Here is a 25,846-nt window from a genome sequence, read left to right on the forward strand (position 1 = left end):
GGAGTGAGGGGTGTGAGGGACGTGGTGGAGCCGAGGATCGCCGTTGCCGTGGTGACGATGGGGAACCGGCCCGCCGAGGTCGATGCCCTGCTGGAGTCCGTGGCCAAACAGGACCTGGCTCCGGCCCGCATAGTGATCGTCGGCAACGGCTGCCGGCTCCCCGAGTTCGCCCAGCGCCTCTCCCTGCCCGGCGAGGTCACCACGCTCGACCTCGACGAGAACCTCGGCTGCCCCGGCGGCCGCAACGTCGGCCTCGCCCGCCTGCGCGAGTTCGGGGACGTCGACGTCGTCGTCGAACTGGACGACGACGGCCTCCTCGTCGACCCCGACGTCCTGCGCCGCGTACGCGATCTGTACGCCGCCGACCCCCGCCTCGGCATCGTCGGCTTCCGCATCGCCGACGAGCACGGCGAGACCCAGCGCCGGCACGTGCCCCGGGTCGGCGCCTCCGACCCGATGGAGGGCGGTTACGTCACCGGATTCCTCGGCGGCGGCCACGCGCTCAGCATGACCATGCTCGCGGAGACCGGCGACTGGCCCGCCGAGTTCTTCTTCGCGCACGAGGAGACCGATCTGGCCTGGCGTGCCACCGACGCCGGCTGGAAGATCCTCTACGCGCCCGAACTGCTGCTCCAGCACCCCAAGACCTCGCCCGCCCGGCACGCCATCTACCACCGCGTCACCGCCCGCAACCGCGTCTGGCTGGTCCGGCGCAACCTCCCGCTGCCGCTCATCCCCGTCCACCTCGGTGTGTGGATCGCCGTGACCCTGTTGCGCACCCGCTCGCTCGGCGGGCTCAAGGCCTGGTTCGGCGGGTTCGTGGAGGGCGTACGCAAGCCGGCCGGCGGGCGACGGCCCATGCGGTGGCGGACGGTGTGGCGCCTGACCCGACTCGGCCGACCGCCGGTCATCTGACCTCGCGGGCACTGCCGGTCGTCCGGGCTCGCGGGTGCTTCGGCCGCCTGAGACCGCAAGTGCCTTCGGTCGTCCGGCCTCGCGGGCGCCATGTCGTCCGAGTCGCCGAGCGCACGGGCGTCCGGGCCCGCAGGCCCTCGGTGAACAGCGCGCGAGCCCCGGTCGCTCACCTCCGACGACCGGGGCCCGAACGCGCCTCCGGACCTGGCCGCGGCGGCGACACTCCCCCGAGCAACGCGTCGACACGCGCGCACCGTCGGGCCAAAATCCGATGGTGTGATCACATCAGATCGCGCCAACGGATCGCTAACATATGGCCAACGGTTCCCCGTGTCCTCGCTGGTCACCTGGCCTGAAGTCATCGGGTGAACCCGGGCGACGGCCGCAACGGCAGTCGATCCCGGCCGGAACCGTCAAGGACAGGATGGCGGAAAACCGTGGTGCCGGGGGCGAAATCACGCCGGTTTCAGGGTGCCCGCTGGGCGGCGAGCCCCGGACGGGCGCGCGGAAGGCGACGGACGGCGTGATGCGGCAGCGGCACTGCGAGCTGCGGTTCGGACTGCTGGGACCACCGGTCCTGTACATGCCGGGCGCGCCGGTCCCCGAGAGCCCCGGCGCCGCGTCCGCCACCGCGTGGACCGCCGACCCCGGCGCCGACCTCCCGTACGAGACCATCCGCAGCCCCAAGGCGCGCGTCCTCCTCGCCGTCCTCCTCCTCGACGCGGGCCGCGTCGTCCCGGTCGAGACGCTCAAGGAGGCGCTGTGGGACGGCGCACCGCCTGCCTCCGCCCACGCCTCGCTGCACAACCACGTGGCCCGCCTGCGCCGCCTCCTCGACGACCCCGAGCGACTGCGGGCCGTCCCGCCCGGCTATCAACTCCGGGTCGGGCAGGGTGAACTGGACGTCCATGTCTTCGACCGGCACATCGCCGCGGCACGCGGGGCGTACGCCGCCCGCAACTGGGAACGCGTCGTGCGCGAGTGCGCGGCGGCCCTCGCCCTCTGGCGCGGCACCCCGCTCAGCGGCCTCCCCGCCGAACTGGGTGGCTACGCCTTCGTCCCCCGGCTGTGCGAGGCCCGGCTGCTCCTGCTCGAATGGCGCTACGACGCCGAACTGGCTCTCGGCGGCAGTCGGCCGGCCCGGGTCGTCCCGGAGCTGACGGCCCTCGCCGCCGCGCATCCGCTGCGCGAGGCGTACCACCGCCAGCTGATGCTCGCCCTGCACCGCACCGGCCGCCAGGCCGAGGCCCTCGCCGTCCACCGCGATCTACGCACCCGACTCGTCGAGGACCTCGGCATAGAACCGGGCCCGGCGGTCCGCGAGGCCCATGCGGAGGTGCTGCGGGGGTGGGGAGCGGGGGAGGGGACCTCGCCCGCGGAGGCTGCCGAGGAGAGCGGCAACCGGGACACCCCGACCACCCCACAGATCCCGGAGACCCCAGAGGCCGGCGCGGCCCCAGAGACCAAAGCGGCCCCAGGAGCCCCGACCATCCCGACCGCCCCAACCCCTCCACCCACCGACCCCACCACCCCCCACCCCGCCCAACTCCCCCCTCCCCCCGCCCACTTCATCGGCCGCGACGACACCCTCCACCTGCTGGAGCGCGGCCTCGCCGAGTCCGTCGGCACCCCTGTCGCCGTCATCAGCGGCATGGCCGGCGTCGGCAAGACCGCGCTGGCGCTGCATCTCGCCCATGCTCTGAAGGAACGTTTCACCAGCGGTCAGCTCTACCTCAACCTGCACGGCGCCACCCCCGGCATGACCCCCCTCCCCGTGGGCCAGGCGCTCGCCGCCCTCCTGCGCGACCTCGGTATCGAGCCCCGCCGCATCCCCGAACACCCGGACGCCGCAGCCGCGTTGCTGCGCACCCGGCTCGCCCCGACCCGCACCCTCCTCGTCCTGGACGACGCCGCGACCGCCGCCCAGATCCGACCGCTGCTGCCGGCCGGTCCGCACTGCGCGGTGATCGTCACCAGCCGTTCCCCGCTCACCGCCCTCGACGGTGCCCACCGCTTCCCGCTGGCCCCCTTGTCCGGCGAGGCGAGCGCGGAACTGCTGAGGGCGGCCTCCGGACGCGGCACGGCGACGGCCACGAGCACCGGCGCCGGCGCCGGCTCAGGCACCCGCGCCGGCACAGGCGCCGACGCCGGCTCAGGCACCGGCGCCGGCTCAGGCACCGGCACCGGCGAACCCGACACATCCGACCCCCTCGCCCGTCTGGACGCCACCCACCCCCTCATCGCCCTCACCGGCCGCCTCCCCCTCGCCCTGCGGATCGTCGCCGCCCGGCTCGCCGCGCGCCGCGCCCTCACCCCGGACGCGCTCGCCCGTCAACTCGCCGCCACCGAGGGCCGGTTGTACCACCTGGAGTACGACGACCTGAGCGTCCGCCGGTCCCTCGCCGTCGCCCACGACGCGCTCGCCGCCTCCGCGCACCAGGCCGACCGGGACGCGGCCCTCGCGCTGCGCCGCATCGGCGCGCTCGACCTGCCCGTGTACGGCGCACCCCTGCTGGCCCGGCTCACCGGCACCGACGAGCGGCGGGCCGAGGCCGCCCTCGACCGGCTCGTCGACGTGGCCCTCCTCGACGAGCCGGCGTACGGCCGCTACGCACCCCACGACCTCGTCCGGGACTTCGCCCGCGAACTCGTGGGGACGTCCGACGCCGGCGCCGCCGTCGAAACGGCCCTCCACTGGTACGCCGCCAAGGCCGAACACGCCCTCACCGCCATCGTCGCACCGGGCCTCGACCGGGACGACCGCCGTGGTCCGACCGCCACCCAGCCCGCCGCCCACGCCGAGCACGTCCGGGCCGTACGGCCCTTCGCCGGGCCCGAGGAGGCCTTCGCCTGGGGTGACACGGAACTGGAGAACATCGTCGCCCTGGTGGAGAGCCGCGCGGACGCCATCGGGGACGCGGCCCTCGTCTCCACCCTGCTGCGCCTGCTCTTCCCCTACCTCCAGCGCGCCGGCCGGGTGGCCGAGATGGAGACGCTCGGGCGGACCGCGCTGCGCACGGCTCGCCGCCTCGGTGACGACGCGGCCGAGGCGTACGCGCTCGGCGACCTCGGCGGCCTGCACTTCCTGACCGGCCGCCAGAAGGACGCGCTCGCCCTCAACGGCCGGGCCCTGGTCATCTGGCGGCGGCTCGACCGGCCCTCCTGGATCCGCCGCTGCCTCAACAACCGGGGGCTGCTGCTGGAGAGCCTCGGCCGCCACGAGGAGTCCGGCGCCGCCCTGCGCCGGAGCCTGGAGTACTCCCGCCGGCTGAACGACCCCTACGGCGAGGCCATCACCCGCAGCCATCTCGGCAACCTCTACGAGCACACCGACCCGCGCGCCGCCATCGAGCAGCACCGGCGCTCGCTGGCGATCGGGGACGAGATCGGCGCCGTCATCGTGCGGCACTCGGCGCACTGCAACATCGGCTACGCCCATCTCACCCTGGGCGAACCGGCCGCGGCCCTGCCGCACTTCGAGGAGAGCCTGCGCATCCTCGGCGGGCACGGCGACTGGCACGGGGAGTCCCAGACCCGGCTCGGTGCCGTCCGTGCGCTGCGGCTGCTGGGCCGTACCGAACGCGCGCTGGGGGAGTGCGCCGAACTCCTGCGCCGCGCCGAGACCCGCGCCGACCGCTACACCGACGGTCTGGCCCGCCACCAGTACGGTCTGCTGCTCCATGAGCGGGGGCGGGCCGAGGAGGCGTACGACGAGTGGCGCCGCGCCCTCACCGCACTGGACGGCACGGACGAGACGGCGACCGTCCGGGAGCTGAGGGGGCTTCTCGCGGCCGGGGGCGCCGCGCCCGCCGAGATCTGATCGCCGGACCGCACCGGACGTCCGTGCCGCTCACTTCGCGTCGGCATAGCACTCCACCACCGCCGTCGTGAACGGGAACCGCACCGGCGTCTCACCGAACGTCAGCCGGGCGGCCAGGTCGCCCGCCGCCCGGATCGCGGCGACGACCGTCTCGGCCTCCTCCTCGGGGCAGTGCACGATCACCTCGTCGTGCTGGAAGAAGACCAGTTCGGCCGCCAGGTCCGCGCAGGTGCGGCGCAGCGCGGCGAGCAGCAGCAGGGTCCAGTCGGCGGCGCTGCCCTGGACGACGAAGTTGCGTGCGAAGCGGCCCCGCGCGCGGGCGTTGGTCGAGGCGTGGCCAGGCACCCACTCCTGGCCCGGCCCGTCGGTGTCGTCCTCGGCGGTGACCGGGATGCCGGCCTCCTCCGTGCCGTCGTCGCCGGTGCGGGCGGCCGGCGGGCAGGTCCGCCCGAGCCAGGTGCGCACCAGCCGTCCCTCCTCGCCGGCCCGGGCCGCGTCGTCGACGTAGGCCACCGCGCGCGGGAAGCGGCGGCGCAGCGCGGCGAGGTTCTTCAGGCCGTCGCCGGAGGTCTGGCCGTAGACCGCGCCGAGGACGGCGAGCTTGGCCTGGGCGCGGTCGCCGGAGAAGGCGCGGTCGGAGACGGACTGGTAGAGGTCGGTCTCCCGGCCCGCCACCTCCATCAGGCCGGGGTCGCGGGAGATCGCCGCGAGGACGCGCGGCTCCATCTGGTCGGCGTCGGCGACCACCAGCCGCCAGCCGGGGTCGGCGACCACGGCCCGCCGGATCACCTTGGGGATCTGGAGGGCGCCCCCGCCGTTGGTCACCCAGCGGCCGGTGACCGTGCCGTGCGCGAGGAACTCGGGCCGGAACCGTCCGTCCCGCACCCAGTCCTGGAGCCAGGACCATCCGTGCGCCACCCAGATCCGGTACAGCTTCTTGTACTCGATCAGCGGCTTCACGGCCGGATGGTCGAGGGACTCGATCTCCCAGCGCCGGGTCGATCTGATCCGGATCCCGGCCTGGGCGAAGGCCTTGATCACATCGGCGGGCAGATCGGGGCGGACCCGGCGGCCGAAGGCGGCGGACACCTCGTCGGCCAGCTCGGCCAGCCGCCGGGGCTCGCCACCGCCCGCGTACCGCTCGCCGAGCAGGTCGTGCAGCACCGCGCGGTGGACGTCCGCGCTCCAGGGGAGCCCGGCACGGTTCAGCTCGGCGGCCACCAGCATCCCCGCCGACTCGGCCGCCGTCAGCAGCCGCATCCGGTCCGGGTGCTCGGCCCGGTCGTGGCGGCGCTGCTGCTCGGCGTACACCTCGACGAGATCGGCCAGCGGCATCGGGGCGGACCGCACGGACTGCGGTTCGAACAGCGGGGACTGGGCGCCGGGCTCGGCGGAGCGCTGCGGCGGATCGGGCGGTACGGGGCCGCCGCGCAGCCGGGCCAGGGCCGCGGCCGCGGAGCGGGGTTCCCCGTACCGCCCTTCGTGACCCAGGAGGAGGGTCTCGGCGTCCTCGACGTCGTAGCACCGCTCGACTCGCACCCCCGTGGCGAGCAGACGCGGATACACCTCGGCCGTGGAACGCCAGACCCAGCGGGTGACATCGGGCCGCTCGCGCACGGCCCGGGTCAGATCGGCCTCCCGCAGCACCGGACCGGCGGGCAGCCCGTCCGGACCGAGGACGGCCAGTTCGACGCCGTCGTCCTCGGCCGGAGCGAGTGCCCACCGGTCGGCCATGCTGCGAGTCTGACAGGGGGGTCTGACAACGGCCCCCGGCCGCGGCCGCGCGGCTCGGCGTCGGCCGCTCTCAGCCGTTGTCCGGCCGCGCCGCCGCGATCTTCGCCAGCGTGTGCGCGAGGTACCGCTCGGTGCCGGCCTTGTCGACGCCGAGGCCGCTGAGGACGCCCTCGCCGTTCTCGAACTCCAGCAGGGCCAGCAGGAGGTGTTCGGTGCCGACGTAGTTGTGGCCGAGGCGCAGCGCCTCCCGGAAGGTCAGCTCCAGGACCTTCTTGGCGTCCGAGCCGTACGGGACCAGCTCGGGCACCTCGTCGGAGGCCGGCGGCAGCGCGGCGGTCGCGGCCGCGCGGACCGCGTCCAGGGTGACGCCCTGCTCGACGAAGGCCTTCGCCGCGAGGCCCTCGGGCTCGGCGAGCAGCCCGAGCACCAGGTGCGCCGGCAGGCCCTCGGTGTTGCCGGCGGCCTTGGACTCGCTGTGCGCGACCATGACCGCGTTCCGCGCGCGCGGGGTGTAGCGGCTGAAGCCCTGGTCGGCGTCCAGGTCGACGGATTCCTTGGGCACGAACCGCTTCTGCGCGGCCTGCCGGGTGACGCCCATGCTGCGTCCGATGTCGGTCCAGGACGCCCCGGACCGCCGGGCCTGGTCGACGAAGTGCCCGATCAGGTGGTCGGACACCTCACCGAGGTGCTCCGCGGCGATCACGGCGTCCTGAAGCTGGTCGAGCGGCGCCTCGTGCACGTTCTTGATGGCCGCGATGAGGTCGTCGAGACGGATGGATGCGGTGGGTTCCGGGCGCTGGGTCATGTGTCAACCGTAGGTTGACACCCCGCCACTGTCAACCTTGGGTTGTCAGTGGAGGGTGCGACGGAACAGGTGCCCACGCGCGCGTGGCACCATCGACCGGTGAGCAGCACCCCCGACACCGTCGACCGCGCCTTCGCGGCCGCCCTCTACGACACCGGCGACACCGCCCTCGACGCGGGCGCGTCCGTGCTCGCCGCCGACCCCGCGGCGGACGCCGAACTCGCGCGGCGCGGGGCGGAGTTCCTGGCGGCGCTGTGGCGGCGAGGATGGCAGCCCGCCGACGTCGTACGTGTCGTGCGGCGGGAGCTGGACGACGTCCACGTACGGCTGGCCGCCACGCTGATCCGGGCGCAGGCGCCGGACGACGCGGCGCGCGGCCCCCGCTGGGCGGCCCAGCTGGCGGACCTGCCCACCGGCGACCCGTCCCGCGCGGACCGCTTCTCGTACGCCACCGCCGTCCTGGAGCTGTACCGCCTGCTGCTGCGGCTGCCCGCCCTCGAACCCCTGGAAGAGCGCGGGGAACGGCGCGACGGCCGGCGCTCCGACTCCAAGATGCTCACCCGCATCCGCGCCCTGCTCGCCAAGGCGGAGGCGACCGGCTACCCGGAGGAGGCGGAGGCGCTCACCGCGAAGGCGCAGGAGCTGATGGCCCGGCACAGCGTCGACGAGGCGCTGCTGGACGCACAGGCCCCGGACCCGGACGCGCCCGGCGCCTGCCGGATCGGTGTGGAACCGCCGTACGAGCAGGCCAAGGCGGTGCTGCTGGACGTGGTCGCCGGCGCGAACCACTGCCGGGCGGTGTGGAACGAACCTTTCTGCTTCTCCACGGTCGTCGGCTTCGAGGCCGACCTGGAGGCGGTGGAACTCCTCTACACCTCACTGCTGGTGCAGGCGCACACCGCGATGACCCGGGCGGAGGCCGCCCAGCGGGCCGGCGGGCGCAGGCGGACCAAGACCTTCCGGCAGTCCTTCCTCGCGGCCTACGCCCACCGCATCGGCACGCGTCTCTCGGCCGCCGCCGAGTCCCAGGTCAGCGACGACCTTCTCCCGGTCCTCGCCACCCGGGAGGTCGCGGTCACCGACACCGCGGACCGCATGTTCCCGGACACGGTCACCACCCGCCTGCGCGGCGTCAGCGACGAGGCGGGCTGGACCGAGGGCGCCGAGGCCGCCGACCGCGCCCAGGTCCGCCCCCGTACCCGCCTCCCCTGAGCCACCGGCGCGTCAGTCGCCCGCCTGCTGGAACCCGCTCACCGAGGCCTCCGGCGCGTCGCCGTCGCTCTTCAGCGCCACATCGCCGTACGACCAGTCGAAGCTCGCCGTCCTGGTGGCGCCCGGCAGGCTGTACTTCACCGTCTCGACGGCGAGGCTCTGGTCGCCGCTCTCGCCCCGCTGGTAGGTGATCGTGAACGAGGTGGTGCCCTGCTTCGCGAGCGTCAGCTTCTGCGCCTCGGCGGCCGGGTCGCCGGCGACGGTCGCCGAGGTGCCGCCCGCGACGAGTGCGACGCCGGGGAAGCCGTCGAGGGTGCACTCGGGGCCCTTGTTGGTCAGGGTGACGGTGACGTTGCCGCTGTCCCCGGCGGTGGGGGCGGCGTTGGCGGCCACGTCCTGGGTCAGGTCGCCGGCGGCGCAGGCGGAACCGGCGGCCTTGCCCGCGCCGCCGCCCGATCCCTCCGAGCCGCCGTCGTCGCTGGAGCAGGCGGTGAGGAGGAGGGCCGCGGCGAGAGCGGTGACGGTGATCGGAACGGCGCGCATGAAGGGTCCCCTGACGTTCGTGACGGTGCTCGAAGGATCATCACGCACGCGTGCGGCGGATCGTTGCGCACCCCCGCCCCCGACCACCCGCAGGAGTGGGTGCGGGCCGGGCCTTTACCCCAGCCCCGCCGTCGGCAGCCCCGAAGGCCACTGGCCGCCCTCCGCCTTGGCGTACGTCTCCTTGCCGGCCGCGCCCTCCCAGGTGACCTGGAGCGCGTCGCCGTCGGCGGAGTCCACCATGCCGACGGTGCGGTCCTTGGAGCCGGTCGTGCAGGTGAGGCGGATCATCTGCATGCCCCCCTCCTGTCCGGCGGTTCCGCTGCACACGGTCCCGCCGGTCGCGAAGAGGGCGGCCTGCTTCCCGGTGATGATCAGCGCGACGGCCTTGCCGTCCGCCGTGGCCAGCCAGCTGCCCTCCAGCTCGCCGGCGGCCTCGGGTGTCGCCCCGCCCACGCCCCCGGTGTCCGCCGTGGCCGTGGCGGACGGTGTGGCCGAGGAGCCGTCGTCCGAGCCGCCGTCGTCGCTGCATCCGGTCAGCGCGAGCGCGCCGGCCAGTGCGGCGGCCCAGACCACGGCCCGCACCGGTCGCCGGGACGTGCGCGAGAAGATCGCCGAAGTCACTGCGGGCTCCCAAGCTCTAGCCGGACGGAAAGTCCGCAGCAAGCTACCAGCACGCCTTGGCAGAACCCTGGGGACGGCCTGGGTGAAGCACCACCGCCGCCTCCTGGACCCGTGCCGCGGTGCCTGACCGGAACCCTTCCCGTGGCCGTACGACGGGCCCGGCATTCGTACGAGTGAACACACGCCACCCGTCCAGCACCTCTGGACGACTCTCTGCGCCCCACACCCGCCGAAAGCCGGATGCCGGTCGGGCCGTGGCACCGGGCCACTCCTCGCCTCCGTGGACGACCCGCGTGTCGTACACGGAGGCGGGTGCGTATCGCGTCCGGCCGGAGCGGGCCGGGCCTCGCCCGGTCCCTCCCGGCCGTCCCGGGGCCGTCGCCCTCCACATCTCCCGACGGGGGATACGGAACCGCCACATCCGGAGGTTCCGCCTACTGTTCGGAGCGGATGACGGGCGTCCGCGGGAGGGGTACCCCCGCAGCACAGCGCGGTGACGGGCGTACGCTCCCGGCAGCCGAACCGTTGCCGTACCGACGGAACACGACGGCCGTGCCGCGCGTCTGTTCCTAGTGCACGAGTGGTTCGATCCGAACTACTTCACCGGTCCGACAGGCCGACGAGTCGGGTAAAGCGGGCGTCAACCCTGTAACCACGCAAGCACCCCGCGTGCACGTGCATCTGCTCATGCAAGTGCACGTGAACGGGGCTATGATCCGGGACAGTTGACCACGGCACCAATGGCCACACGAGCCAGTGCACCACCAGGGAGCGACCTGTGGACCACCACGTTGACGGGGGGCACGACGTGTACAACGGCATGACGGCCACACAGTTGTCCGGGGTTGCCTGGCAGAAGAGCCGGCACAGCAACTCGCAGGGGTCCTGCGTGGAGTTCGCGCGACTGCCGGGCGGTGACGTGGCCGTGCGCAACTCGCGGTTCCCGGACGGTCCCGCGCTCGTCTACACGCGGGCCGAGATCGAGGCGATGCTCCTGGGCATCAAGGACGGCGAGTTCGACCACCTGATCGCGAGCTGACGTCCCGGCCTCCGGCGCGAGGCCCGGCGGGAAATTCTGTGCGGATCACCGCAAAACGGGTGCTGACGCGCGTAGAACCGCGGCCCCAAAGGGTGCCGCGGTTCTCACTCGGCGGGCGTGTGCAGCCGGAACAGCGCCCAGACCACCTTGCCGCCCAGTGAACCGGACAGCGGGTGCCAGCCCCAGCTGTCGGCGAAGTTGTCCACCAGGAACAGGCCGCGGCCCGACTCGGCCGAGAAGTCCTCACTGTCCTGCGGCAGCGGGCTGTCGTGGCTGGGATCGCGCACCGCGCACACCAGCCGCTCGGTCCACCGCATCAGATGCAGTCGCACCGGCGGGTGCTGGTCCCCCGCGCGCGGGGTGGTGTCGGGGGACATCCCGTGCCGCAGCGCGTTGGTCACCAGTTCCGAGACGACCAGACAGACGTCGTCGAACCGGTCGCCCACATCCCACTGGCCGAGGGTTCGTCTGGTGAACTGCCGTGCCTCGCGCACGGCTTCGAGGCGGGCGGGAAGGGCGCAGGAGGCGGCATTGGACACGGCCGCGGGATCAAGCGGCGGAAGGCCCTGCCGTAACGGCTCGAGCATGGTCGATCCATTCGTCCCCATGCGAGGCACTCCCGGGAGTCGCGGTCGTTGCGATGCAGCGGTGGCGCGGGACCATGGTTTCGGATGCGCACGGCGGATGCAAGGGCAGATGCACGTGCACGTGACCGAAATGGACCTCCCCGTACCGCTTCTTGGCCATTTTTTCCGCCATCTTCTCGTCCCTTCTTGGCACTTCCCTTCCCTGCCTCTCCCACTTCCCTTGCGTCGCTCTGTGCGTATCCTTTGGCTTCTTTCCATCTCTGTAATCGGACGAGTACTGCTCGAAGTGTTTTAGTGGCAGACTGCGGGGCCTGTGGACGGTTGGGGAGGCTGGCGAACGTGAGCGCGGGAGAGCCCGGATCGGTGGTGCGGCGGATGCTGCTCGGTTCGCAACTACGGCGACTGCGTGAAGCACGCGGCATCACCCGCGAGGCGGCGGGTTACTCGATCCGGGCGTCGGAGTCGAAGATCAGCCGGATGGAACTGGGCCGGGTGAGCTTCAAGACCCGGGACGTGGAGGACCTGCTGACGCTGTACGGCATCACGGACGACGTGGAGCGCCAGGCGCTCGTCGGACTCGCCCGCGAGGCCAATGTCGCCGGCTGGTGGCACAGTTACTCCGACGTCCTGCCGAACTGGTTCCCCACCTACGTCGGCCTGGAGGGCGCGGCCTCCCTGATCCGTGCGTACGAGGTGCAGTTCGTGCACGGCCTGCTCCAGACCGAGGCCTACGCCCACGCGGTCGTCAGCCGGGGCATGAAGGGCGCGAGCGCCGCCGACATCGACCGGCGCGTGGCCCTGCGCCTGGAGCGGCAGAAGTACCTGGTCGACGAGAACGCCCCCGACTTCCACATCGTCCTCGACGAGGCGGCCCTGCGCCGGCCCTACGGCAGCCGCGAGGTGATGCGCGGCCAGCTCCAGCACCTGATCGACATCTCCGAGCGGCCGAACGTACGGCTTCAGGTCATGCCGTTCAGCTTCGGCGGGCACTCCGGGGAGTCCGGCGCCTTCACCATCCTGAGCTTCCCGGACGCCGACCTCCAGGACGTCGTCTATCTGGAACAGCTCACCAGCGCCCTCTACCTGGACAAACGCGAGGACGTCAGCCAGTACGAGCAGGCGCTGAAGGAACTCCAGGACGACAGCCCCGGCCCCGACGAGAGCCGGGACGTGCTGCGCGGACTGATCCAGCTCTCCTAGGGATTCCCCTCGGGTGGCCAAGGATTGCCACAACTCCCTTGAAACACACGTACGATGACGTGTGATCAGATCGTGACGTCGATCGCAGCAGGGGATTGAGGGATCACATGTCGTCCTACTTCACCGACCTGGCTCAGCAGTACATCGACGGCAAGTGGCGTCCAGGCACAGGGTCCTGGGACATCATCGACTTCAATCCGTACGACGGCGAGAAGCTGGCCTCGATCACCATCGCCACGGCCGACGAGGTGGACCAGGCGTACCGGGCCGCCGCCCGCGCGCAGAAGGAGTGGGCCGCCACCAACGCCTACGCCCGCCGCTCGGTGTTCGAGAAGGTGCTGCGGCTGGTCGAGGAGCGCGAGGCCGAGATCAGCGAGATCCTCGTGGCCGAGGCCGGCGGCACCTTCGGGAAGGCCGCCTTCGAACTCCACCTGGCCAAGGAGTTCCTGCGCGAGTCGATCCACCTGTCGCTGCGCCCCGAGGGCCGCATCCTGCCCTCGCCGGTCGACGGCAAGGAGAACCGCGTCTACCGCGAGCCGGTCGGCGTGGTCGGCGTGATCAGCCCCTTCAACGTGCCGTTCCTGCTGTCGCTGAAGTCCGTCGCCCCCGCGCTGGCCCTCGGCAACGGCGTGGTGCTCAAGCCGCACCAGAACACCCCGATCGCCGGCGGCACCGTGATCGCCAAGCTGTTCGAGGACGCGGGGCTGCCCCCGGGCCTGCTGAACGTGGTCGTGACCGACATAGCCGAGATCGGTGACGCCTTCCTGGAGCACCCGATCCCGCGGGTCATCTCCTTCACCGGCTCCGACAAGGTCGGCCGGCACGTCGCCACGGTCGCCGCCTCGCACTTCAAGCGGTCCATCATCGAACTCGGCGGCAACAGCGCGTTCGTCGTCCTCGACGACGCCGACGTGGACTACGCGGTCGACGCGGCGGTCTTCAGCCGCTTCGTCCACCAGGGCCAGGTCTGCATGGCCGCCAACCGCATCCTGGTCGACCGTTCGCTCGCCGACGAGTTCACCGAGAAGTTCGTCGCCAAGGTGAGGACGCTGAAGGCCGGCGACCCGCGCGACCCGGGGACCCTCATCGGCCCGGTGATCAACTCCCAGCAGGCGGAGGCCGTGACCGGCGCCGTCACGCAGGCGATCGCCGAGGGCGCGACGGCCCTGGTGCACGGCACGACCACGGACAACCTCGTCGAGCCGTCCGTCCTTGCCGGTCTCCCCCTCGACTCCGCCCTGCTCCAGCAGGAGGTCTTCGGCCCGGTCGTCTTCATCAACACCTTCGACGGCGAGGAGGAGGCGGTCCGTATCGCCAACGACACGCCGTACGGCCTGAGCGGCGCCGTCCACACCGCCGACATCGAGCGGGGCGTGGCCTTCGCCAAGCGGATCGTCACGGGCATGATCCACGTCAACGACGCCACCGTCCACGACGAGCCGATCGTGCCCTTCGGCGGCGAGAAGAACTCCGGCGTGGGCCGCCTCAACGGTGAGACGACCCTGGAGGCCTTCACCACCACCAAGTGGATCTCGGTGCAGCACGGCCGCAGCGGCTTCCCGTTCTAGGACGGGTCCCGGGCGGTGACCCAGGGTAGGGGCGGGCGGTGCCCGCCCCTACCCTGGAGCGCATGTCAGCGATCCGTCTCCTCGTGCTCGGCGCGGTCCGCCAGCACGGGCGGGCCCACGGCTACCAGGTGCGCAACGACCTGGAGTACTGGGGCGCCCACGAGTGGTCCAACGCCAAGCCCGGTTCGATCTACCACGCCCTGAAGCAGATGGCCAAGCAGGGACTCCTGCACGCCCACGAGATCGCGCCGTCCACGGCCGGGGGCCCGCCGCGCACCGAGTACGAGATCACGGACACGGGCACCGAGGAGTATCTGCGGCTGCTGCGGGAGGCGCTGGTCGCGCGGGAGCACAGCATCGACATGCTCTCCGCCGCGATCGGCTTCATGGTCGACCTGGACCGCGCGGAGGCCGTGGACCTGCTCCGGGAGCGGCTGCGGGGGCTGGCCGAGTGGCGTGCCGCCGTCACCGAGCACTACGTCCCGCAGGACGGGCCCGAGAAGCTCGGCCACATCGGCGAGATCATGAACATGTGGGTCCACACGGCCGACGGCGAGGCGGAGTGGACCAAGGGCCTGATCGAACGGATCGAGGCCGGCGCCTACACCTTCGCCGGTGAGGGCGAACCGTTCGTCGGCGTGCTGGCCGAGGACGAGGAGAATCCGTACGCGACGGGGGAGCGGCACCCCGAGGACGATCGCTGATCAAGTTTGACCAATGGGAAGGCGGGCATTATCTTCGCACCGGTAGTCAAGTTTGACTAACGAGGGAGTTGAGTACGTGGCCGACACGGCGATCACCGTCGAAGGCGCCCGCAAGACCTACGGCGGCAAACGCGCCGCCCCCGCGCTGGACGGCCTCGGCCTCGAGGTCGCCCGCGGCACCGTGCACGGGGTGCTCGGCCCCAACGGGGCGGGCAAGACCACCCTGGTCCGGATCCTCGCCACCCTGCTGCGACCGGACGGCGGCCGGATCGAGGTCGCCGGACACGATGTGCTGACCGAGGCCCGCGCGGTGCGCCGCCGCATCGGCCTGCTCGGCCAGCACGCCGCCCTCGACGAGGAACTGGGCGGCCGCCAGAACCTGGAGCTGTTCGGCCGCCTCCACCGTCTCGGCGCCCGCCACGCGCGCGTGCGCGCCGACGAACTCCTGGAGCGTTTCGACCTCACCGGCACCGGCCGCAAGCCCGTCCGGGCCTACAGCGGAGGCATGCGCCGCCGCCTCGACCTCGCCGCCTCCCTGATCACCGACCCGGAGGTGCTCTTCCTCGACGAACCGACCACCGGCCTCGACCCGCGCGGCCGCGCCGAGGTGTGGGCGTCCGTCCGCTCCCTGGTCGGCGGCGGCACGACCGTCCTGCTCACCACCCAGTATCTGGAGGAGGCCGACCAGCTCGCCGAGCGCGTCTCGGTCGTCGACCACGGCCGGGTCGTCGCCGACGGCACCCCGGACGACCTGAAGACCCTGACCGGCGGCGACCGCATCGACATCGTCCTGCGCGATGCCGGCCACCTGGGAGCCGCCGTCGCCCTGCTGCCGCTGCCCGCCGCCGCCATCTCCGTCGACGCCGACCGCCGGCTGATCTCCGCCCGGGTCACCGACCGGATGGCGGCGCTCTCCGGCGTCGTCCACGCGCTGGAGGCGTCCGGCATCGAGGCGGCGGACATCGCCCTGCGCCGCCCGACCCTGGACGAGGTGTTCCTGCACCTCACGGGCGGCGACCACCGTACGGACCGGACCGAGGAGGCCGTATGAGCGGCTACGCCCACGCCCTGACCGATTCCTGGACCATGACCCGGCGCGAACTCGCCCACTGGGCACGGCAGCCGGGACAGGTGCTCGTCGCCCTGGTCTTCCCCGTGATGCTGCTGCTGATGTTCGGCTATCTGATCGGCGGCGGCCGGGGCGTGCGCGGCGACTACGTCGACTACCTCGTCCCCGGCATGCTCGCGCTGACCATGGCCTTCGGCCTGGAAGGCACGATGCTCGCCGTCACCCGGGACCTCGACAAGGGCGTCATCGACCGCTTCCGTTCGCTGCCCATGGCCAACGGGGCGGTGCTGGTGGGCCGTTCCGCCGCGGACATGCTCCAGTCCGCGGCCGCCCTCGCGCTGATGACCGGCACCGCGCTCGCCCTGGGCTGGCGTCCGCACGGCGGCTTGGGGGCGTACGCCGGGGCCGCCGGGCTCCTTCTGCTGTTCCGGTTCGCGATGCTGTGGATCGGCATCCACCTGGCCCTGGTCGCCGGGAAACCGGAGATGGTGCAGGCCGTGCAGATCCTGGTCTGGCCGGTCGGCTTCCTCTCCAACGCCTTCGCCGCCCCGGACTCCATGCCCGACTGGCTCGCCACGGTCGTCCGGTGGAACCCGCTCTCCCGGACCGCGACCGCCGTACGGCACCTGCTCGGCGGCCCCGGCGGGGAGCAGGGGCACGTCTGGGCGGCGGTGGCCTGGCCGCTGGCCCTGCTGGCGGTGTTCTTCCCGCTGGCGGTACGGCGGTTCGCGCGCCCACGCCACTGAGGCCGCGGCCCGAGGGGGTGGCTGCGCCCTCAGTGGTGGAAGCCGGTCGCCGCCCCCGCGTCCCTGGGCGACGGGCCCGACTGGCGCCGCAGCTCCGGCAGCAGCCGGGTGAGGTCGTCCATGAACAGCTCTGCGAGGTCCTCCGAGAAGCCGTTGCGGCAGACCACCCGCACCACGGACAGGTCCTCCCGGTTCGGCGGGAACGTGTACGCCGGCACCAGCCAGCCGCTCTCCCGCAGCCGCCGGGAGACGTCGAAGACGTCGTACGCCTTCACCTCCGGGGCCGTGGTGAAGGCGAAGACGGGCAGTTCGTCGCCCCGGGTCAGGAGACGGAAGTCGCCGAGGGCCTCCACCTTCTCGGCGATGCCCCGGGCCACGTCCCGCGTGGACTGCTGCACCGCGCGATAGCCCTCGCGGCCCAGCCGCAGCAGCGTGTAGTACTGCGCGACGACCTGGGCGCCGGGCCGGGAGAAGTTCAGCGCGAAGGTCGGCATGTCACCGCCCAGGTAGTTGACCCGGAAGACCAGCTCCTCGGGCAGCGCCTCCTTGTCGCGCCACAGCGCCCAGCCGACGCCGGGGTACACCAGCCCGTACTTGTGGCCCGAGGTGTTGATCGACGCCACGCGCGGGAGGCGGAAGTCCCACACCAGGTCCTCGTCGAGGAAGGGCGCGACCATCGCGCCGGACGCGCCGTCCACATGCACCGGGACGTCGAGGCCGGTGCGCTCCTGAAGGGCGTCCAGGGCCGCGCACAGGTCGGCGATCGGCTCGTAGGAGCCGTCGAAGGTGGAGCCGAGGATGCCGACGACCCCGATGGTGTTCTCGTCGCACAGACCGGCGGCGGCCTGTGGGTCCAGGTGGTAGCGCTCGCCCTCCATCGGGACGAGGCGGGCCTCCACCTCCCAGAAGTTGCAGAACTTCTCCCAGCACACCTGGACGTTGACGCCCATGATCAGGTTCGGGCGGGTGGTCGCCGTCGGGTTCCGCTTGCTCCAGCGGCGCTTGAGAGCCATCCCGGCCAGCATGCACGCCTCGCTCGATCCGGTCGTCGAACAGCCCACCGCCGCCGACGGATCCGGCGCGTTCCACAGGTCGGCGAGCATCGCCACACAGCGGCGCTCCAGCTCGGCGGTGCGCGGGTACTCGTCCTTGTCGATCATGTTCTTGTCGCGGCACTCCGCCATCAGGACGGCGGCCTGCGGTTCCATCCAGGTGGTGACGAAGGTGGCCAGGTTCAGCCGGGAGTTGCCGTCCAGCATCAGCTCGTCGTGCACCAGCTGATAGGCCGTCGACGGCGAGATCGGGGCGTCCGGCATCCGGTGCTTGGGCGGCGCCTCGGTCATACCGCCGACCGGATTCGCCTCGCCGAAGAAGGGGTTGACGGACAGCGGGCGCTCGTCGGGCTTCGCGGGACCTTTGTGCAACGCCATGGATGTGCCTCCTGAGGGATCGAGGGGATGTCAGCCGACGGGGGTTCCGTCCGCGCGCAGCTGCATCTGGGGGCGCCCCGTCACCAGCAGCCAGGCCGGCAGCGAGGCGAAGCAGAGAAGGGTGATGATCGTGGGCGAGGCGACCATGACGGCGGCGGTGAACAGGCTCAGCCAGCCGTGCCGGGTGATCGCCAGCAGGACGCCGAGCACACCCGCCGCGGCCCCGACCGACGGATGCACCCCGGACACGAGCGCGTGGGCGGTGAGGCCGAAGGCGGCCCCGACGAACACCGCCGGGAAGATCCGCCCGCCCCGGAACCCGCAGGACGCGGCGACCACCAGCGCGGCCAGCTTCACCACCGTCATCGTGGCGAACTCCCCGGCCGTCCAGCCGTCGGGATCGGCCGCCAGCTCCTCGACCTCGTCCAGCCCCTTGAAAAGCGTCAGATGGCCGCCCAGGGCCCCCAGCATCCCCAGGACGACCCCGCCGGCGGGCAGCATCAGCATCGGGTGCCGCAGCCGCCCGAACGCGCCGTGGACGTACGGGAAGACGCGCACCGCGCCCATGCCGAGCAGCGCGGCCGCGGACGCGATCACCAGCGCCGCCAGCAGATCGCCCCCGTCGGGCCGGCCCAGCGGCGGCAGGCCCAGGTCGAAGGTCGGATGGGCCACCAGGTCGGTGGTGAGCGCGCCGGCCGCGGCGGCCACCAGCGGGGCGAACACGTTGTCCCACAGCGCGCCCTTCGCCGGCCGCCCGGCCAGCGCCTCGGAGATCACCAGCGCCGCCGCGACGGGCGTACCGAACAGGGCGCCGATCGTCGCCGCCTCGGCGAGCATCGGCCACACCCGGCCGGGCAGCCGGGGCAGCAGGCGGTGCCCGATCCAGAAGGCCAGCCCCACGTTCACCGCGATGATCGGGTTCTCCGGGCCCAGGCTCGGCCCGCCCGCCAGCATCAGGACGGCGGCCAGGGTCAGCCCGGGGAGCACTCCGACCGGCAGCACGGGCGCGTCCAGCCCGGTGGTCGCCGGGTCGGGCCCCGCGTGCCCCGGCACCTTCCACACCACCAGCCCCACCGCGACGCCGGTCGCGGTGAGCACGACCATCATCCAGAACACGGAGTACCGGCCCACGCCCAGCGCGTCCGGCAGATCCCCCCAGAGCACGTCCTGCAGCTGCTCGGCCACCCCGCTCACCAGCAGGAGCAGCAGGCTGGCGGTCACCCCGACGACCAGGGCGGGCAGGATCAGGGGCAGCAGCGCGCGGGCGGGCGTCGCCGGAGCGGTGGGCGCGTGCCGCGCGGTCTCCTGGGCCACAGGCTCACGATAAGCGGGCAAAAGGGACATGACATCCGGGGGCGTCCGGGCGGGAACCGCCGGGGACGGGCCGGGCTTGCACCTCACGCGACGTGAGGACGCACCGTGGAGGCGTACCGAGAAGGGAGCGGAGAAGTGAGCTACTCCGTAGGACAGGTCGCGGCCTTCGCCGGGGTCACGGTGCGCACCCTGCACCACTACGACGAGATCGGACTGCTCGTCCCCGGCGGCCGCAGCCACGCGGGCCACCGGCGCTACGACGACGCCGACCTCGACCGGCTCCAGCAGATCCTGTTCTACCGCGAGCTCGGCTTCCCGCTGGAGGAGGTCGCCGCCCTGCTCGACGACCCGGACGCGGACCCGCGCGCGCACCTGCGCCGCCAGCACGAACTGCTGACCGCCCGGATCGAGAAGCTGACGAAGATGGCGGCGGCCGTGGAACACGCCATGGAGGCACGCACGATGGGTATCGACCTCACTCCCGAGGAGCGGTTCGAGGTCTTCGGGGACAAGGATCCCGAGCGGTACGCGGAGGAGGCGGAGGCGCGCTGGGGCGGCACCGAGGCCTACGCCGAGTCGCAGCGCCGCGCCGCCCGCTACACCAAGGACGACTGGAAACGGATCCAGGCCGAGGTCGACGCCTGGAGCGAGCGCTACGCCGCCCTGATGGCCGCGGGCGAGCTCCCGGACGGCGAGGCGGCCATGGACCTCGCCGAGGAGCACCGGCGGCACATCGGCACCTGGTACTACGAGTGCCCGTACGAGATGCACCGGTGCCTGGGCGAGATGTACGTGGCCGACGAACGCTTCAAGGCGTTCTACGACACCATGCGGCCGGGCCTCGCCGAGCACCTCAGGGAGGCGATCCTGGCGAACGCGGCCCGGCACACCTCCTAGGGGTCGTGGTCCGGGGTCAGACCCGGGCCACGACCACCGCGGTCCCGTACGCGCACACCTCGGTGCCCACGTCCGCGGCCTCCGACACGTCGAAGCGGAAGGCCAGCACGGCGTTGGCGCCCCGCGCGCGTGCCTGCTCGACGAGCCGGTCCATGGCCTGGTTGCGGGTCTGCACCAGGGTCTTCGTCAGACCCTTCAGCTCACCGCCGACCATCGACTTCAGGCCCGCGCCGATCTGGCTGCCCAGGTGCCGCGAGCGCACGGTGAGTCCGAAGACCTCGCCGATGACCTGCTCGACCCGGAACCCGGGAACGTCGTTCGTGGTGACGACCAGTACGTCCGACTGGGTTCCCTGGCCGCCGCCGTAGTCCTCGATGCCCATGTTCACAGCTTTGACCGAGGACGGGCACAGTGCATCCTGGGAGAAGCCCTGGGAACCTGGTCCTGTGGCGCTGCGTTGATAGCTTGGGGCGGTCTCGCCGCCGCACCGATCGCCCTCACCCCTCAGGAGCCCGGAACCGTGACGACTCTTGCCCTCGGACCGAGCTGGCTGGACCCCGACTATCTCCTCGACAGCTTCGGCATCTGGGGTCTGCTGCTCATCGTCTTCGCGGAGTCCGGCCTGCTCATCGGGTTCTTCCTGCCGGGTGACTCGCTGCTGTTCACCGCCGGCCTGCTGATCACCTCGGGCCAGCTGGACTTTCCGCTGTGGGGTGCGGTCGCCCTGATCTGCGTCGCCGCCATCCTGGGCGACCAGGCGGGTTACATGTTCGGCAAGAAGGTCGGCCCGTCGCTCTTCACCCGCCCGGACTCCCGCCTGTTCAAGCAGGAGAACGTCGCCAAGGCCCACGAGTTCTTCGAGAAGCACGGCCCGAAGTCCCTGATCCTGGCCCGCTTCGTGCCCATCGTGCGCACGTTCACGCCGATCATCGCCGGCGTCAGCGGCATGAAGTACCGCTCGTTCGTGACCTTCAACATCATCGGCGGTGTCCTGTGGGGCGCCGGTGTGACGCTGCTCGGCTCCTGGCTCGGCAACATCGACTTCGTCAAGAAGAACGTCGAGGCGATCCTGATCCTGATCGTCTTCGTCTCGGTGATCCCGATCGTCATCGAGTTCATGAAGGCCCGCCGCGAGGCGAAGAAGAACCCCCCGCAGGCCCCCGCCGAGCCGCAGCCGACGCCGTACGGCCAGACCCCGCACCAGCAGCCCCCGGTCATGGACGACGCCACGACCCAGCTCCGCCGCATCGACGAGCACGAGCCGTACGGCCACCAGAGCGCCCAGCCCCGGCAGAACGGCCACCAGAACCCCCAGCAGAACGGCCGGCAGGACGACTACTACGGCCGGCAGTACCCCCAGCAGCAGCCGTACCCGCAGCAGCAGCCCTACCCCCAGCAGCAGACCTGGGACCAGCAGCCCCAGCAGCAGCAGCCCTACGGCGCCCAGCAGAACGGCCAGTACCCGTACGACAACCAGGGCTACTGAGCGCCTGGGATCCCGGGGCCCCGAGGCCCCGGGACAGCCCTGAGGGCGCGTCCCTCAGAAGCCTCGCGTCCGCTTCGCCGCCCGGCGCTTCTCGGCGGAACCGACCCGCAGGAACAACCGGGACACCTCCGACCCCAGATTCACCCCGATCGCGATGGCCATCGCCAGCGCCGCGGCCTTGGTGAGGGACACCAGCCCCTCGTCCACCTCGTTCTGCGCGATGGCCAGCAGCCCGAAGTACGTGGCCGATCCCGGCAGCAGGGGCCCGATCGCCGCGGTGGTGTACGGCAGCGCCGAGGCGAACCGGTAGCGCGACAGCAACTGCCCGAACAGCCCCACGACCCCCGCCGCGACGGCGGTGGAGGCCACCGGCGAGATGTCGCCGGCGTAGTGCATCGCGCCGTACACCGACCAGGCCACGCCCCCGTTCAGGGTGACCGCCAGCACGGTGGACCGCTCCTGCTGCAACAGCACCGCGAAGGTCAGCGACAGCAGCATCGACGCGCCGATCTGCCACAGCGGCCGCTCGGTGATCCCCAGGGCCGCGTCGGGGTTGAGATGGGCCCCCAGCTGCACCCCGAGATAGAGCATCACCAGCACCCCGACCACGATGCCCACGAAGAAGTACATGACCTCCAGCAGACGCGCGGCCGCGGTGATGTAGAAGCCGGTCAGCCCGTCCTGGACACCCGCCACCAGCGCCCGCCCGGGCAGCAGCGCGAACAGCCCACCGGTGATCACCGCGGACGCCTTCACATCGACGTCGGCCAGGGTCAGCGCGACCCCTATCGCCGCCGGCGGCATCGCGGCGACCAGGAACTGGTAGAACTCCGGCAGCCCGCGCCCCGCGCACAGCCAGGCCAGCCGGTCGCCGAGCATCGCCCCGAGCGCGGCCGCGACGAACACGACCAGGTCACCGCCGACCAGCACGGAGGCCGCGCCCGCGAGCAGCCCGCTCGCCGAGGTCAGCACCCACGTCGGATACGGGTGCCGGTTGCGGCGCATCTCCGCGAGCCGCCGGTAGGCCTCCTCCAGGGAGAAGTGGGTCTCCGGGTCGCTGAGGTCGTCCACGAGCCGGAAGACGGCCGCCAGGCGCGTGTAGTCGGTGCCGCGCCGCCGTACCGTACGCGACGCCGTCACCGGGTCCTCGACCAGCGACGGCTGGTACGAGATCGACAGCAGCGTGAAGGTGACGTTGGGCTCGCAGCGGTCCAGCCCGTAACTGCGGCAGACCGCGAACATCGCGGCCTCCACGTCCTCGGCGCCCTCGCCGCCCGCGAGCAGCAACTCGCCGATGCGCAGCGTCAGGTCGAGCACGCGCGGGACGGCCGGACCGACCTCCTCCGCCTTCGCGACCCGCTCCGGCGCCGGCCGCTCCGCCACCGGCATCCGCAGCATCGTGCGCATCCGGTCCTGCCAGGGCACGTCCTTGGTCAGACTGACCACGGCGATCCCGTCGGCCGGGGTGAACGCGGCCGGGGCTCCGCGGGCGCGGTACGTGTGCGGCGGGGTGAACGCCGACCCCTCCGGCTCCCCGGCGGGCGGCACGTCCAGCCCCTTCGGGACCGCGAACTCCGACGTGGTCTCCGACTCGCTCCCCGCTCTGGGGACGGCCAGTCCCTCCGGTACGGCGAACTCGGAGGTGACCTCGGGGTCGTAGGAACCCCGCGACTCGTCCGACTGCGGCTTGCGGTCCTCCGCCTCCGTCACTGCGTAACGCTCCCTGAACGACACCTTCCGTAGGCCTCAGTATGCGCACAGACACGCAGAAGGGCCGCACGCGTGTGCGTGCGGCCCTTCTCAGTGCTCACTGCGGGGGGTCAGTGACCGCCCTGGTCCTTGAAGCGCTTGTACGACCGCTCGATCTCGGCCTCGGCGTCGACACGGCCCACCCAGTCGGCGCCCTCGACGGACTTGCCGGGCTCCAGGTCCTTGTAGACCTCGAAGAAGTGCTGGATCTCCAGGCGGTCGAACTCCGACACGTGGTGGATGTCCCGCAGGTGCTCCACGCGCGGGTCGGTCGCCGGGACGCACAGCAGCTTGTCGTCGCCGCCGGCCTCGTCCGTCATCCGGAACATGCCGATCGCGCGGCACTTGATGAGGCAGCCCGGGAACGTGGGCTCGTCCAGGATGACCAGCGCGTCCAGCGGGTCGCCGTCCTCGCCGAGGGTGTTCTCGACGAATCCGTAGTCGGTCGGGTAGGCGGTCGAGGTGAAGAGTCGACGGTCCAGGCGGATCCGACCGGTCTCGTGGTCCACCTCGTACTTGTTCCGCGAACCCTTCGGGATCTCGATCGTGACGTCGAACTCCACCGGTGGCTCCTCCATGATCAGCACATAGTTCTGGTGGTTAAGTGTCCCTCACGCAGGTGTGTGATCGCGAAAGGGGCTGGTGGTCGTGCCAGAACTGAGGCCGTGGCGAGCCGCGAGACCCCACGTGGTGCGGGTCGCGGACGCCGTACGACCACGTCTGGCACGGGTCGCAGGGATCGTAGGCCCCCGTCTCGCGCGGGTGACAGCCGCCGTGAAACCGCAGGTCGCACGGCTCACACAGGCGGCGAAGCCACAGCTCGCACGGATCACGAAGGCCGGTCCGAACGCCCGGTCCTGGCAGTACACCGCGGGTGCGGCGACCGCCGGACTGGCGCTGGCCGCCGGTCTGGTGACCGCCGCCGGTCCCTGGGACTCCACCGGTCAGCGTACGGCCGAGCGGGACCGGGCCGCCGCACTGGAAGGCGCGGGTGGCACAGATCACGGCCGTCGCACCGGTTCATCTGCTTCATCCGGTTCATCTGGTTCGTCCGGTTCGTCCGACACCGCGGCCGGCGCCCCGCGGCCGGCGCCCGCACCCAGCGCCGCCTCCGTCCTCTCCGGCCTCGGCGGCCCCGCCGACACCGTGAAGTCCGCCCCGGCCGCCACGGGCCTCGCCGCCGTCCTGGACCCCCTCCTGCGCGACCCCGCGCTCGGCACCCGGCACGCCGCCGCCGTCGTCGACGTGACCACCGGCGAGCGCCTCTACGGCGCCGGGGCCGACCAGGCGCTCACCCCGGCCTCCACCACGAAGATCGCCACCGCGGTCGCCGCGCTCACCGCGATGGGCCCCGACCACCGCCTCACCACCCGCGCCGCCCTGGAAGCCGACACCAAGGAACTCGTCCTCGTCGGCGGCGGCGACCCCACGCTGACCGCCCGCAAGGACGCCCAGGGCTGGGCGAGTCTGCGCACCCTCGCCACCGCGACCGCCAAGGCGCTCAAGCAGCGCGGCCTCACCGAGGTGACCCTCTCGTACGACACGACCCTCTTCACCGGCTCCGAAATTCACCCCATCGGGGTCAACCCCAACCTCGCCGCCGTCACCTCCCTCAGCGCCGACGAGGGCCGCACCGACGACTCCACGAGCGGCCCGGCGGCCCGCGTGAGCGACCCCGCGGCCGACGCCACCCGCCGGTTCGCCGGCTTCCTGAAGGCCGAGGGCATCAGCACCACCTCCCCGGGCCCCTCGAAGGCCACCACGCGCGCGGAGACCCTCGCCACCGTCTCCTCGCCCCCGCTGTCCGACCTGGTCGAGCGGATGCTCACCAACAGCGACAACGACATCGCCGAGGCCCTCGCCCGCCAGACCGCCCTCGCGACCGGCGGACACGCCGACTTCGCAGGCGGCGGCCGGGCCGTCCACGCCCAGCTGAAGAAGCTCGGACTGCCCGTCGCCGGCGCCGCCTTCAAGGACGGCAGCGGACTCGACCGCGGCGACCGCCTCACCGCGAACCTCCTGACCGCCCTCCTGGTCAAGGCTGGCGACCCGGACCGCCCCGACCTGCGCCCCGCCCTCACCGGCCTCCCGGTCGCCGGTTTCACCGGCACCCTCAGCACCCGCTACGCCGACGGCGCCGCCGGTGTCGTACGCGCCAAGACCGGCACCCTCAGCGGGGTCAACGCCCTGGCCGGCACCGTCGTCGACCACGACGGCCATCTCCTGGCCTTCGCCCTCCTGGCCTCCGGCACCACGGACCCGACCGCCGCCCAGACGGCGCTGGACCGGACGGCGACGGCACTGGCGGGCTGCGGCTGCCGCTGAGGCGCCCCGGCGCCCCTCCTGCTCGCCCGCCCGCCGGCTTCCCGCTCGCGCGGGGCCCCGCCCCGCCGCGCGGCCCTGCCCC

At 72.4% G+C, this 25,846-nt stretch carries 22 protein-coding genes; 12 read left to right on the forward strand and 10 right to left on the reverse strand.

Going from position 1 to position 25,846, the window contains the following annotated elements; all coding sequences use genetic code 11:
* The first annotated feature begins 21 nt into the window (after positions 1-21).
* Both IE275_RS13995 and IE275_RS14000 read left to right on the forward strand, forming a co-directional pair.
* Positions 22-915 carry a glycosyltransferase family 2 protein gene (locus tag IE275_RS13995; protein ID WP_189711590.1) on the forward strand — a complete coding sequence of 298 codons (894 nt, stop codon included), beginning with the start codon at positions 22-24 and terminating at the stop codon, positions 913-915.
* 526 nt (positions 916-1,441) lie between these two features.
* A complete protein-coding gene (locus IE275_RS14000) occupies positions 1,442-4,735 on the forward strand; it encodes an AfsR/SARP family transcriptional regulator (RefSeq protein ID WP_229870230.1) in 3,294 nt (1,097 codons plus the stop codon).
* A 30-nt stretch (positions 4,736-4,765) separates the two neighbouring features.
* Here the strand turns inward: IE275_RS14000 and IE275_RS14005 are convergent, their stop codons facing one another.
* Positions 4,766-6,469 (reverse strand): bifunctional 3'-5' exonuclease/DNA polymerase, encoded by a 1,704-nt coding sequence (locus IE275_RS14005; protein WP_189711452.1) that lies wholly within the window; start codon positions 6,467-6,469, stop codon positions 4,766-4,768.
* 70 nt (positions 6,470-6,539) lie between these two features.
* A complete protein-coding gene (locus IE275_RS14010) occupies positions 6,540-7,274 on the reverse strand; it encodes a Clp protease N-terminal domain-containing protein (protein WP_189711454.1) in 735 nt (244 codons plus the stop codon).
* A 99-nt stretch (positions 7,275-7,373) separates the two neighbouring features.
* On the opposite strand from IE275_RS14010, the gene IE275_RS14015 reads away from it, so the two are divergent.
* Complete coding sequence (locus tag IE275_RS14015) at positions 7,374-8,486, forward strand: DUF2786 domain-containing protein (protein WP_189711456.1); 1,113 nt, start codon at positions 7,374-7,376, stop codon at positions 8,484-8,486.
* Positions 8,487-8,498: 12 nt separating this feature from the next.
* Here the strand turns inward: IE275_RS14015 and IE275_RS14020 are convergent, their stop codons facing one another.
* Positions 8,499-9,029, reverse strand: coding sequence for a DUF4232 domain-containing protein (locus IE275_RS14020; protein WP_189711458.1), 531 nt, complete (start codon positions 9,027-9,029; stop codon positions 8,499-8,501).
* Between the two features lie 114 nt (positions 9,030-9,143).
* Positions 9,144-9,650, reverse strand: a complete 507-nt coding sequence (locus IE275_RS14025; protein WP_189711460.1) for a hypothetical protein — start codon at positions 9,648-9,650, stop codon at positions 9,144-9,146.
* Between the two features lie 820 nt (positions 9,651-10,470).
* On the opposite strand from IE275_RS14025, the gene IE275_RS14030 reads away from it, so the two are divergent.
* Positions 10,471-10,689 carry a DUF397 domain-containing protein gene (locus IE275_RS14030; RefSeq protein WP_189711592.1) on the forward strand — a complete coding sequence of 73 codons (219 nt, stop codon included), beginning with the start codon at positions 10,471-10,473 and terminating at the stop codon, positions 10,687-10,689.
* 104 nt (positions 10,690-10,793) lie between these two features.
* On the opposite strand, the gene IE275_RS14035 is transcribed toward IE275_RS14030, so the two are convergent.
* Positions 10,794-11,297, reverse strand: coding sequence for an ATP-binding protein (locus tag IE275_RS14035; protein WP_189711462.1), 504 nt, complete (start codon positions 11,295-11,297; stop codon positions 10,794-10,796).
* 342 nt (positions 11,298-11,639) lie between these two features.
* On the opposite strand from IE275_RS14035, the gene IE275_RS14040 reads away from it, so the two are divergent.
* From IE275_RS14040 to IE275_RS14060, 5 genes are all read left to right on the forward strand, one after another.
* Complete coding sequence (locus tag IE275_RS14040) at positions 11,640-12,476, forward strand: Sco1979 family transcriptional regulator (protein WP_506417344.1); 837 nt, start codon at positions 11,640-11,642, stop codon at positions 12,474-12,476.
* 107 nt (positions 12,477-12,583) lie between these two features.
* On the forward strand, positions 12,584-14,044 hold the full coding sequence (locus tag IE275_RS14045; protein ID WP_189711464.1) for an aldehyde dehydrogenase family protein: 1,461 nt from the start codon (positions 12,584-12,586) through the stop codon (positions 14,042-14,044).
* Between the two features lie 62 nt (positions 14,045-14,106).
* Positions 14,107-14,748, forward strand: coding sequence for a PadR family transcriptional regulator (locus IE275_RS14050; protein WP_189711466.1), 642 nt, complete (start codon positions 14,107-14,109; stop codon positions 14,746-14,748).
* 76 nt (positions 14,749-14,824) lie between these two features.
* Positions 14,825-15,799 (forward strand): ATP-binding cassette domain-containing protein, encoded by a 975-nt coding sequence (locus IE275_RS14055; protein WP_189711468.1) that lies wholly within the window; start codon positions 14,825-14,827, stop codon positions 15,797-15,799.
* Positions 15,796-16,563: an ABC transporter permease gene (locus IE275_RS14060; RefSeq protein WP_189711470.1), complete on the forward strand. Its 768-nt coding sequence runs from the start codon at positions 15,796-15,798 to the stop codon at positions 16,561-16,563. Before IE275_RS14055 ends, IE275_RS14060 begins: the two co-directional genes overlap by 4 nt.
* A gap of 29 nt (positions 16,564-16,592) precedes the next feature.
* On the opposite strand, the gene gad is transcribed toward IE275_RS14060, so the two are convergent.
* Both gad and IE275_RS14070 read right to left on the reverse strand, forming a co-directional pair.
* Complete coding sequence (gene gad / locus IE275_RS14065) at positions 16,593-17,993, reverse strand: glutamate decarboxylase (protein ID WP_189711472.1); 1,401 nt, start codon at positions 17,991-17,993, stop codon at positions 16,593-16,595.
* A gap of 30 nt (positions 17,994-18,023) precedes the next feature.
* Positions 18,024-19,307 (reverse strand): ion channel protein, encoded by a 1,284-nt coding sequence (locus tag IE275_RS14070; RefSeq protein ID WP_189711474.1) that lies wholly within the window; start codon positions 19,305-19,307, stop codon positions 18,024-18,026.
* A gap of 135 nt (positions 19,308-19,442) precedes the next feature.
* On the opposite strand from IE275_RS14070, the gene IE275_RS14075 reads away from it, so the two are divergent.
* The gene (locus tag IE275_RS14075; protein WP_189711476.1) at positions 19,443-20,204 is read left to right on the forward strand and encodes a MerR family transcriptional regulator; all 762 of its coding nucleotides are present in this window, start codon (positions 19,443-19,445) and stop codon (positions 20,202-20,204) included.
* Between the two features lie 16 nt (positions 20,205-20,220).
* Here IE275_RS14075 and IE275_RS14080 read toward each other — a convergent pair whose 3' ends face one another.
* Entirely contained in the window at positions 20,221-20,586 is a 366-nt protein-coding gene (locus IE275_RS14080) for a YbjQ family protein (RefSeq protein WP_189711478.1), read from the reverse strand.
* Between the two features lie 138 nt (positions 20,587-20,724).
* On the opposite strand from IE275_RS14080, the gene IE275_RS14085 reads away from it, so the two are divergent.
* Entirely contained in the window at positions 20,725-21,690 is a 966-nt protein-coding gene (locus tag IE275_RS14085; RefSeq protein WP_189711480.1) for a DedA family protein, read from the forward strand.
* Between the two features lie 54 nt (positions 21,691-21,744).
* Here IE275_RS14085 and IE275_RS14090 read toward each other — a convergent pair whose 3' ends face one another.
* Both IE275_RS14090 and IE275_RS14095 read right to left on the reverse strand, forming a co-directional pair.
* Positions 21,745-23,400 carry a threonine/serine exporter family protein gene (locus IE275_RS14090; RefSeq protein ID WP_189711482.1) on the reverse strand — a complete coding sequence of 552 codons (1,656 nt, stop codon included), beginning with the start codon at positions 23,398-23,400 and terminating at the stop codon, positions 21,745-21,747.
* A gap of 110 nt (positions 23,401-23,510) precedes the next feature.
* Entirely contained in the window at positions 23,511-24,002 is a 492-nt protein-coding gene (locus IE275_RS14095; RefSeq protein WP_007383738.1) for an inorganic diphosphatase, read from the reverse strand.
* A gap of 79 nt (positions 24,003-24,081) precedes the next feature.
* Between IE275_RS14095 and dacB the strand changes: the two genes are divergently transcribed.
* Positions 24,082-25,764: a D-alanyl-D-alanine carboxypeptidase/D-alanyl-D-alanine endopeptidase gene (gene dacB, locus IE275_RS14100; protein ID WP_189711484.1), complete on the forward strand. Its 1,683-nt coding sequence runs from the start codon at positions 24,082-24,084 to the stop codon at positions 25,762-25,764.
* Positions 25,765-25,846 lie beyond the last annotated feature (82 nt).

The sequence above is a fragment of the Streptomyces phaeofaciens genome (assembly GCF_014648915.1).
GTDB lineage: Bacteria > Actinomycetota > Actinomycetes > Streptomycetales > Streptomycetaceae > Streptomyces > Streptomyces phaeofaciens.

What these genes read in the sequence shown, in the direction of transcription:
- IE275_RS14010 (WP_189711454.1), bottom strand. Translation starts at nt 7,274, where the DNA reads ATGACCCAGCGCCCGGAACCCACCGCATCCATCCGTCTCGACGACCTC.
- IE275_RS14020 (WP_189711458.1), bottom strand. Translation starts at nt 9,029, where the DNA reads ATGCGCGCCGTTCCGATCACCGTCACCGCTCTCGCCGCGGCCCTCCTC.
- IE275_RS14060 (WP_189711470.1), top strand. Translation starts at nt 15,796, where the DNA reads ATGAGCGGCTACGCCCACGCCCTGACCGATTCCTGGACCATGACCCGG.
- IE275_RS14030 (WP_189711592.1), top strand. Translation starts at nt 10,471, where the DNA reads ATGACGGCCACACAGTTGTCCGGGGTTGCCTGGCAGAAGAGCCGGCAC.
- IE275_RS14035 (WP_189711462.1), bottom strand. Translation starts at nt 11,297, where the DNA reads ATGGGGACGAATGGATCGACCATGCTCGAGCCGTTACGGCAGGGCCTT.
- IE275_RS14005 (WP_189711452.1), bottom strand. Translation starts at nt 6,469, where the DNA reads ATGGCCGACCGGTGGGCACTCGCTCCGGCCGAGGACGACGGCGTCGAA.
- IE275_RS14080 (WP_189711478.1), bottom strand. Translation starts at nt 20,586, where the DNA reads ATGGGCATCGAGGACTACGGCGGCGGCCAGGGAACCCAGTCGGACGTA.
- IE275_RS14050 (WP_189711466.1), top strand. Translation starts at nt 14,107, where the DNA reads ATGTCAGCGATCCGTCTCCTCGTGCTCGGCGCGGTCCGCCAGCACGGG.
- IE275_RS14000 (WP_229870230.1), top strand. Translation starts at nt 1,442, where the DNA reads ATGCGGCAGCGGCACTGCGAGCTGCGGTTCGGACTGCTGGGACCACCG.
- gad (WP_189711472.1), bottom strand. Translation starts at nt 17,993, where the DNA reads ATGGCGTTGCACAAAGGTCCCGCGAAGCCCGACGAGCGCCCGCTGTCC.
- IE275_RS14045 (WP_189711464.1), top strand. Translation starts at nt 12,584, where the DNA reads ATGTCGTCCTACTTCACCGACCTGGCTCAGCAGTACATCGACGGCAAG.